The organism is Bradyrhizobium sp., assembly GCF_019242285.1.
Taxonomy (GTDB): domain Bacteria; phylum Pseudomonadota; class Alphaproteobacteria; order Rhizobiales; family Xanthobacteraceae; genus Bradyrhizobium.
The window spans coordinates 1-7,842 of record NZ_JAFAVV010000361.1; the positions used below are offsets into that span (position 1 = coordinate 1).

Below are 7,842 nucleotides of genomic sequence, written 5' to 3' on the forward strand. Positions count from 1 at the left end.
ATACGGAGAGACCGTCACCCCACCCCGGCACGCATCTCGCTTCGCTCGATCGCGTGCCGACCCTCCCCCTCCAGGGGAGGGTGAGCCCAACCGCTCCACTCGTCCCATATGCGATAGCCCTCCATATGCGATTGCCCTCCGCTTGCGGGGGAGGGCTGGGGAGGGAGCGCGGCTCGGGAACTGCCAGTTGTGGTCGCGGCGCCAAGAGCCCCACCCGGCGCGCTCTACGAGCGCGTCGACCTCCCTCGCACGCGGGGGAGGTGATTGCGGACGCATTGGGCCTCAAGGCCTAGTTCGGCGACCGGTTGAACAGCTGCTTCAGCACGTCGTTCATCGGCTGGCTGTCCTGGGTGGACGGTTGGCCGGCCTCGTTCTCGGCGGCCTGCGGCGGCGGGGCGGGCGCGGGCTGGGAGGCGGTGCCTGCGTCGTCGCTGCGGCTTGGGATGCTGCGGTTTCGGCCTCCGCCCAGGCCCTGCTGGATCAGGCCGCCCAGGGTCTGGCCAAGGCCGCCCAGCGAATCGCTGTTCGGATTGCCGCCGGGCGTGCCGCTGCTGTTGGACTGATTCCCGGTCAGGCCGGACAGGCCGTTCAACAGCCCGCCGAGCGCGCCGGCATTGTTGCCGTTGAACAGGCCTTTGCCCATCTCCTTGAGCTTGGCGTAGGCCGCATCGGGGTTGTCGAAGATGCCGGCCATGTCGGGATAGATGCGCGGCTGTTCCCACGGCCCGTCGATCAGGACCGGCACGCCGAAGCCGACGGGATCGGAGGTGCGGCCCTGGCCCTGGGTGGTCAGCACGAGCTTGGGCTCGACGCGGAAGCCGAGCATCTTGGTGCCGAGGTCGATGGTGCCGGTGCCGGTCACCTTGACCAGCGGGCCAACCAGATTGAGATCGGTGGTGACGGCTTGGCCGCGGTCGATCTTGAACGAGGCGGAAAGCTGGCTCAGGTCGGTGGCCTGCTCCTGCTGCTCCTGCCAGCCCGACAACGGGCTCGCGGTCAGCGAGCGGATCATCTGCGCGACATTGAGGCCGCGGATCTGGCCGTCCTGGAAGTTCAGGAAGGCGTTGCCGGACAGGTTCGCCATGATGGCGCGCTGGCTCGCGCCGGTGGTGCGCGCGGCGATCTTGGCCTGCATCTTGCCGTCGATCTTGTCGAAATCGGCAAGCCCCGACAGCAGCGGCAGGGCGCGCACGCCGACGAGGTCGCAATGCATCGCATAGACCGGGTTGCCGCTCGAGGCATCGACGATGATCTCGCCGGAGGACTGCCCGCCATAGGTGCCGAGATTGGGGAAGGACGCCTTCAGCACGCCGGCGGCGAGCGTGGCGTCGATCTCGGCCGGCGCGAATCGCGCCTGGTCGATACTGGCCTCCGCGGCCGAAATCTTGATCTGGGCGTCGACATAGTTCAGCCGGATCAGGTCGATCGGCGCATCGCTCCAGGTTCGCGTCACCTGGGTGCCCGACGCAGCGGCGCCAATTTCGAATCGCTGGAAGTCGAGATCGACCTTCACCAGCGGCTTACTCGCGACGTCGACCGAGGCCCAGCCGTTGAAGGCGCCGTCGCCGAGATTGCCGCTCAGGCTGTTGATCATGACGAGCGGGCCGTTGAGCCGGACCTCGGCGCGCGCGGTGAGCGGGCCGTGTAACAGGCCGGGCGCGTCGAGCGACAACTCGACCGGCATGTTCTGGTGCCCGACCGGCGGCGGAGGTGGGGTCGCGCCGAGATCGAACTTGATCGGATTGCCGGCCGCGCGCGCCGTGCCCGTCACCTTGATCTTGCGGTCGGGATCGATGGTGACGCCGGCATTGATCGCCTCGATGCGGGCCTCGACATGGTCACGGGCATTCGAGGCCACGATGGTGCCGTCGACCAGCTTGATGTGCTCGATGGAGAAATGATCTGCCTCGTCCGCCGGAACGCTGGTGACAGGCACGGCGCGGTCGCGATCACGCTCGCGCAGCAGCGGCCGGTAGAGCACCGGCTTGTTGACGATCAGCTCGCTGATCTCGGGATGGCCGGACCACACGCTCGACAGCGTCATGTCGGCCGTCAGGCTGGCGACGGTGATGCGGTGCAGGCCCTCGCGGTCCTTCGGATCCTGCAGTGTGAGATCGGTGAGGGTGACGTTGAGCGACGGCCACAGGCTCACCTTGGTGGTGCCGTCGATGGTCAGCCGGTATCCGGTGGCCCGCTCGGCGCGGTCCTGGATCATAGACGTCAGGAAGCCGGAGGGAACCCCGACGATCAACACGAGCGCGAGGACGACGATGACCACGCCGATCGCGGCGCCGGTGATTTTCAGTGCTTTCATGTCGACATTCCCGGGCAGGCCCTTCAGTCCCTGTCAAGCCAAGCCAATCTCTCGAGCTTACCTCCGAAAGGGAGGCCGCGCTCAAAAAGGGCCCCAAAAATATTCAAGGGAGCTGCAAAGTTATGTGACTTATGACACAGTTCTTCGTTGTGTAGCAGTTAAGGGCATTGCAATGAGCAAACAGGCCGAATTTGCGGTCATCCTGAAAATGAACCCGATGTTCGCGGATCTAGGCCCTGACGAATTGCAGCGGCTCGCGACCCTTTGCCATACCGAGCATCTGGCGACGGGCGAGGTCCTGTTCCAGAAGGGCGATGCCGGCGATGCCCTGTTCGGCGTGCGGCGGGGACAGATCCGGATCGAGACCGGTGCCTCCGACGGCAGCCGGCTGACGCTGAATTTCATGGGACCGGGTGATCTGTTCGGCGAGGTCGCCGTGCTGGACGGACAGAGCCGCACGGCGGATGCGACCGCGGGCGAGACAAGCGAATTATTCGTGCTGCGGCGTGAGGATTTCCTGAGCTTCCTCGAGCGCGAGCCGAAGGTCGCAATCAAGATCATCATGCTGCTCTGCCAGCGCATCCGCTGGCAGAGCGAGCGGATGGAGGAATCGATGCTGCAGCCCCTGCCGGTGCGGCTTGCGCGACGTCTTGTCGCGCTGGCCGCCGATTTCGGCTCCGAGGTGCACATCTCGCAGGAGCAACTCGGCATCTTCGTCGGCGCCGCGCGCGAGAGCGTCAACCGGCAGCTTCAGTCCTGGCGCAAGGACGGCATCCTGGATCTGCAGCGCGGCCGCATTCTGCTGCAGAATCTGACGCGGCTGACGACGATCGCCCGCAACGAATAGCGCTCGCGGAAAAGACCGAGGTGCACACGCGCTGCGCGCACTCGTGTGGAATCCGCCATTTTGGCGGCATTCCTGATGCCGCCACGAGTGGGGACGCGGCGTTTAGAAAGATTCTTATTTGAGACATTCTTGTTGACCATTCCCGACATGAACGGTTTGTAATGAACCTGAACGAGTTGATCAGCAGCGCGTGATCGGGGCCGCCATTCGCCGCGCGAATGGGGAACGACGTCTGCGTACCTGCTGCGCGCGTTTGGGGAGCGATAGGTGGTTGCGTTATCGGTGATGGCAGCGCGCGCGGAGGGGACGCCCGCGCGCTGGCGAAAACCGTTTCAGGTCTGGCTCGACGGAATCGAGGCGGGCTGGGCGATTCCGCTGATGTTGATCGGATTCGTCGCGATCTGGTGGGCCTTCCTGGCGATCGCCTACACCGGCGGCGACCTGCACCAGGACGTGCTGGAGACTTGGACGCTCGGCCGCAGCTTCGACTGGGGCAATTCCAAGCATCCGCCGCTGATGGGGTGGGTGGCACGCGCATGGACATCGGTCTTCCCGCTCACCAACTGGTCGTTCCAGCTCATGGCGATCGTGAATGCGGCGATTGCGCTGTGGATGGTCGACCTGGTGTCGCGGCGCTTCGTCTCCGGCGACAAGCGCGTGATCGTGCTTTCGCTGTTGATGCTGCTGCCGATCTACCAGTTCCATGCGCAGCGCTTCAACGCCAATACCGTGCTGCTGGCGACCTGGCCGCTCGCGACCTGGTGCTTCCTGCGCTCGTTCGAGACACGCGCGCTTCGATGGGCGGCCGCGGCGGGCGCCTCGGCGGCGCTCGCCATGCTCGGCAAGTACTATTCGGTGTTCCTGCTCGCGAGCTTTGCTGTGGCCGCGATCTGTCATCCGGAACGCCGCACCTATTTCCTGTCCTGGGCGCCCTGGGTTACGGCCGGCACCACGCTGGTGGCGCTCGCGCCGCACATCCATTGGCTGGCCGTGACCGGAGCGCAGCCGTTCACCTATGCGCTGGCCTATCACGCCGGCAAATCCCTCGCCGCATCGCTGCACGAGGTGCTGATCTTCGTGCTCGGCATCGGCGCGCTGGTGGCGGTGCCGGCGGCGATCTGTGCCTTGATGGCTCCGCGCTGGGATTTCCGCGCCATGCCTTCCAGCCTGCGGCTGCTGCTTTGCATCAGCATCGGCACCGTCGCCTTTCCGGCGATCACCTCGGTGGTCGTGGGCACGGACATGCTCCCGCTCTGGGCGCTGCAGGGCGTTTTCCTGTTCGTGATCCTGATCGTCGCCGGCACGAAGGGGCCGATCCTGCGCTTCCATACCGTGAACCTGGCGGCGGCCGCGCTCGGCATCGGTCTCTTCGCGGTTTTCGTCGCGGCGCCGGCGCATGCGCTGTACCGGAATCAACATCCGCTGAGCGAGGGGCGCAACTTCTATCGGCAGGCCGCGGCCGAACTGACCCGGCAATGGCACGCCTGGTCGGAGACCTCCCTCCCGGCCGCCGGCGGTGACGACGGCCTGGCCTTCGCGCTCGCCTTCTACAGCCCCGATCATCCGAGCTACGACGTGCGGCTGGTGCATCCGCATACCCTGCAGTTGCCGGACGGAGCCGGCTTCGCGAAGGGCTGGGCAGCGCTGTGCTACGTCGAGGACGCCGATTGCGTGAACTCGATCGAGAGCGTTGCCAGGCGCGCCGAGCAGTTCGTCAAGTCCGATTTCGTCGTGCAATCGGCGCTCTGGGGCGAGACGGGCGCCAGCCAGCGCTTTACGGCATTCGTCGTACCGCCTGCCTCGGATACGATGCCGCCGCCGGTGCCCGGCCGCGGCATCGCCCAGGACTTCAGCGCCCGACGCCGGCAATACTGACGTCGGGTGACGGCGCGGCGATTGACCGCGCGAAGGCGCGGAATAGATTGGCGCCGGCGCGGTTGGTTTTGGCACAAGATGTCGAACAGGTCGCATCGCAACGCCGGTCATATCGGGATGAACCGGCTGCGGAAGCTCGGGCTGCCGCATTCCTCGGCCCGCACAACGCCGGCGCCTGCGTCCGCGCCGAGCGCGCATATCGTCGCGGTCTCCGATTGCCTCGAGACGCTGCGCCGGATTCCCTCGGGCTCGATCCAGCTCGTGATCTGCGATCCGCCCTACAACATCAATGTCGCGGCCTGGGACGACCTCGCCGACTATGTCGATTGGGCCGGTCAATGGCTGGCCGAAGTCGAGCGCGTGCTTAAGCCCTCGGGCAATTTCGTGCTGTTCGGTGGTCTGCAATACCAGAGCGAGGCCGGCAGCGGCGACCTGCTCAGCCTGATCGGCTGGCTGCGGCGGCACAGCGCGATGCGGCTGGTCAACCTGATCGTCTGGAACTATCCCAACGGCGTCGGCGCGCATCGCTTCTTCGCCAACCGGCATGAGGAGATCGCCTGGTTCGCGCGGACGCCCGTCTATCATTTCGATCTCGACGCGGTCAGGATCCCGCTCGATGCGGAAACGCTGGCGCGCTACAAGCGCGACCGGCGGCTCAATGCGGACCGGCTCGACATGGGCATCAACCCGACCAATGTCTGGCGCATCCCGCGGCTCAACGGCAATTCACGGGAGCGCGTCGGCCATCCGACGCAGAAGCCGAAGGCGCTGATCGAGCGCCTGGTGCGGGCGCTGTCCTATCCGGGCTCGACGGTGCTGGATTTCTTCGCCGGCAGCGGCGTGACCGCCCGCGTCGCGATCGAGACGGGCCGGCATTCGATCTCGACCGACGCGGACGCGATGCTGCCCAGCTATTTCCGGCGGCAGCTCGCGCAGATCGATGGGCCAGCCGCCAAGATTGTCGAGCACATGCTGATCGAGGGCGAGGACTGGTCAGGCCATCCCGCGCTCGCCGACGCTCACATCCAATAGGCCTGCAAGCTACTCCGCCGCCGGCGGATGCGCGAGTGCCGGTGGCATCTGGACCGGCTTTGGCGGGGCTGCATGGTGGTCGCGCTCGGCATGCTCGTCATCGGCATGCGACACCACGAGCCTTCTGCCAAAGCGCCAGATCAGCGTGCCGATGTCGTCCATCACCATGAACATCGCCGGCACGAACACCAACGACAGGATGGTCGAGAAGATCAGGCCGCCGATGACTGCGAGCGCCATCGGCGAGCGGAACTCGCCGCCGGCGCCGACCGCGAGCGCGCTCGGCATCATGCCGGCCGCCATCGCGATCGTGGTCATCACGATCGGGCGGGCGCGCTTCATGCCGGCGTCGATGATCGCCTCGTGGCGCGGCGTGCCGGCGTGGATCGATTCGATTGCGAACTCCACCAGCATGATGGCGTTCTTGGTGACGATGCCCATCAGCATCAGGATGCCGATCCACACCGGCGTCGTGAGCTGCTTGCCGGTCAACAGCAGCGCGGCGATCGCGCCGCCGATCGAGAGCGGCAGCGAGAACAGGATGGTGATCGGCTGCAGGAAGGTGCCGAACAGCAGCACCAGCACCGCATAGACCATCATCAACCCGCCGGTGATGGCGGTGGCGAAGCCGTCGGACAATTCGTTGAGGCTTTCGGCGTCGCCGGAGGGGCTGACCTTGACGCCCTTGGGCAGGCTCTTCATGACCGGCAGCTCGCCGATCTTCTTGGTGGCGTCGCCCAGCGCCGCGGCGCCGACCAGGTCGGCCGCCACGGTGGCCTGCCGCTCGCGGTCGTAGCGGTTGATGCTGGTCGGGCCCTGGTCGAGCTTGATGTCGGCGATGACCGACAGCGGCACGCCGCCCTTCTCGCCGTGCTCGCCGAGCGGCACCCGCAACTGCTCCAGCGTGCGCAGATTGCCGCGTGCGGAATCCTCGAGCTGGACGCGGATCGGCACCAGCCGGTCGCCGGCGTCGAACTTGGCGAGCGCGGGGCCGACGTCGCCGATGGTGGCGACGCGGACGGTCTGCGACAGGCTCTCGGTCGAGACGCCGAGGCGGGCCGCGAGATCGGCGCGCGGCAGGATGCGCAGCTCGGGGCGCTCCAGCGAGGTCTCCGCGATCACGTCGGAGATGATCGGGACCCGCTTCATCTGCGTCGCCAGCTCGTTGGCGACGTTGTTGACGATGTTGCTGTCGGTGCCGGTGACGACGAGCGAGATCGCCCGCAGGCCGTTCTCGTCGAGGAACCAGAAGCGGATGTCGGGGACGGTCTCCAGCTCCTTGGCGATCGAGAGCTCGAGCTCGCGCTGGGTGATGCTGCGGCTGCCCTTTGGCGTGTAGTTGATGATCAGCGCGGCGCGGCGCACCTCCAGCGTGCCGGGCGGCACCCGGCCGCCGTCCACGAACACGCTCTTGACATCGGGCCGCTTGCGCAGGCGCGCCACAATGTCTTCGGTGACCTGCTCGGTGAATTCGAGCTGCGAGCCCGGCGGCAGCTCCATCGCGAGCAGCGAGCGCGCGGTGTCCTGCGCCGGCAGGAAGCCCTGTGGCAATAGCGTGATGCTCCAGATCGAGGCGGCGAAGATGCCGAAGCCGATCAGGATGGTGATCAGATAGTGCCGCACCGACCAGGAGACGATGGTGTGATAGGTGTTGAGGATCCGCCCCGGCGGCGGGTCGTCATGGTCGTGGTGCTTGAGGAAATAGGCCGCGAGCATCGGCGTGACGAAGCGCGCCGCCAGCAGCGTGAAGAACACCTGCACCGAGACGGTGATG

Annotated in this window: 5 protein-coding genes; 3 read left to right on the top strand and 2 right to left on the bottom strand. The window is 66.4% G+C overall.

Annotated features, from left to right (window positions below; genetic code table 11):
• Window positions 1-289 precede the first annotated feature (289 nt).
• Window positions 290-2,314, bottom strand: coding sequence for an AsmA family protein (locus JOY90_RS14135; protein ID WP_291691738.1), 2,025 nt, complete (start codon window positions 2,312-2,314; stop codon window positions 290-292).
• A gap of 172 nt (window positions 2,315-2,486) precedes the next feature.
• On the opposite strand from JOY90_RS14135, the gene JOY90_RS14140 reads away from it, so the two are divergent.
• From JOY90_RS14140 to JOY90_RS14150, 3 genes are all read left to right on the top strand, one after another.
• Entirely contained in the window at window positions 2,487-3,161 is a 675-nt protein-coding gene (locus JOY90_RS14140; protein WP_291691739.1) for a Crp/Fnr family transcriptional regulator, read from the top strand.
• A 267-nt stretch (window positions 3,162-3,428) separates the two neighbouring features.
• Window positions 3,429-5,036 (top strand): glycosyltransferase family 39 protein, encoded by a 1,608-nt coding sequence (locus JOY90_RS14145; protein WP_367276932.1) that lies wholly within the window; start codon window positions 3,429-3,431, stop codon window positions 5,034-5,036.
• A 117-nt stretch (window positions 5,037-5,153) separates the two neighbouring features.
• The gene (locus JOY90_RS14150; RefSeq protein WP_291691740.1) at window positions 5,154-6,068 is read left to right on the top strand and encodes a site-specific DNA-methyltransferase; all 915 of its coding nucleotides are present in this window, start codon (window positions 5,154-5,156) and stop codon (window positions 6,066-6,068) included.
• A gap of 9 nt (window positions 6,069-6,077) precedes the next feature.
• Here the strand turns inward: JOY90_RS14150 and JOY90_RS14155 are convergent.
• A partial coding sequence (locus tag JOY90_RS14155; RefSeq protein ID WP_291691741.1) for an efflux RND transporter permease subunit occupies window positions 6,078-7,842 on the bottom strand: 1,765 nt, incomplete at its 5' end.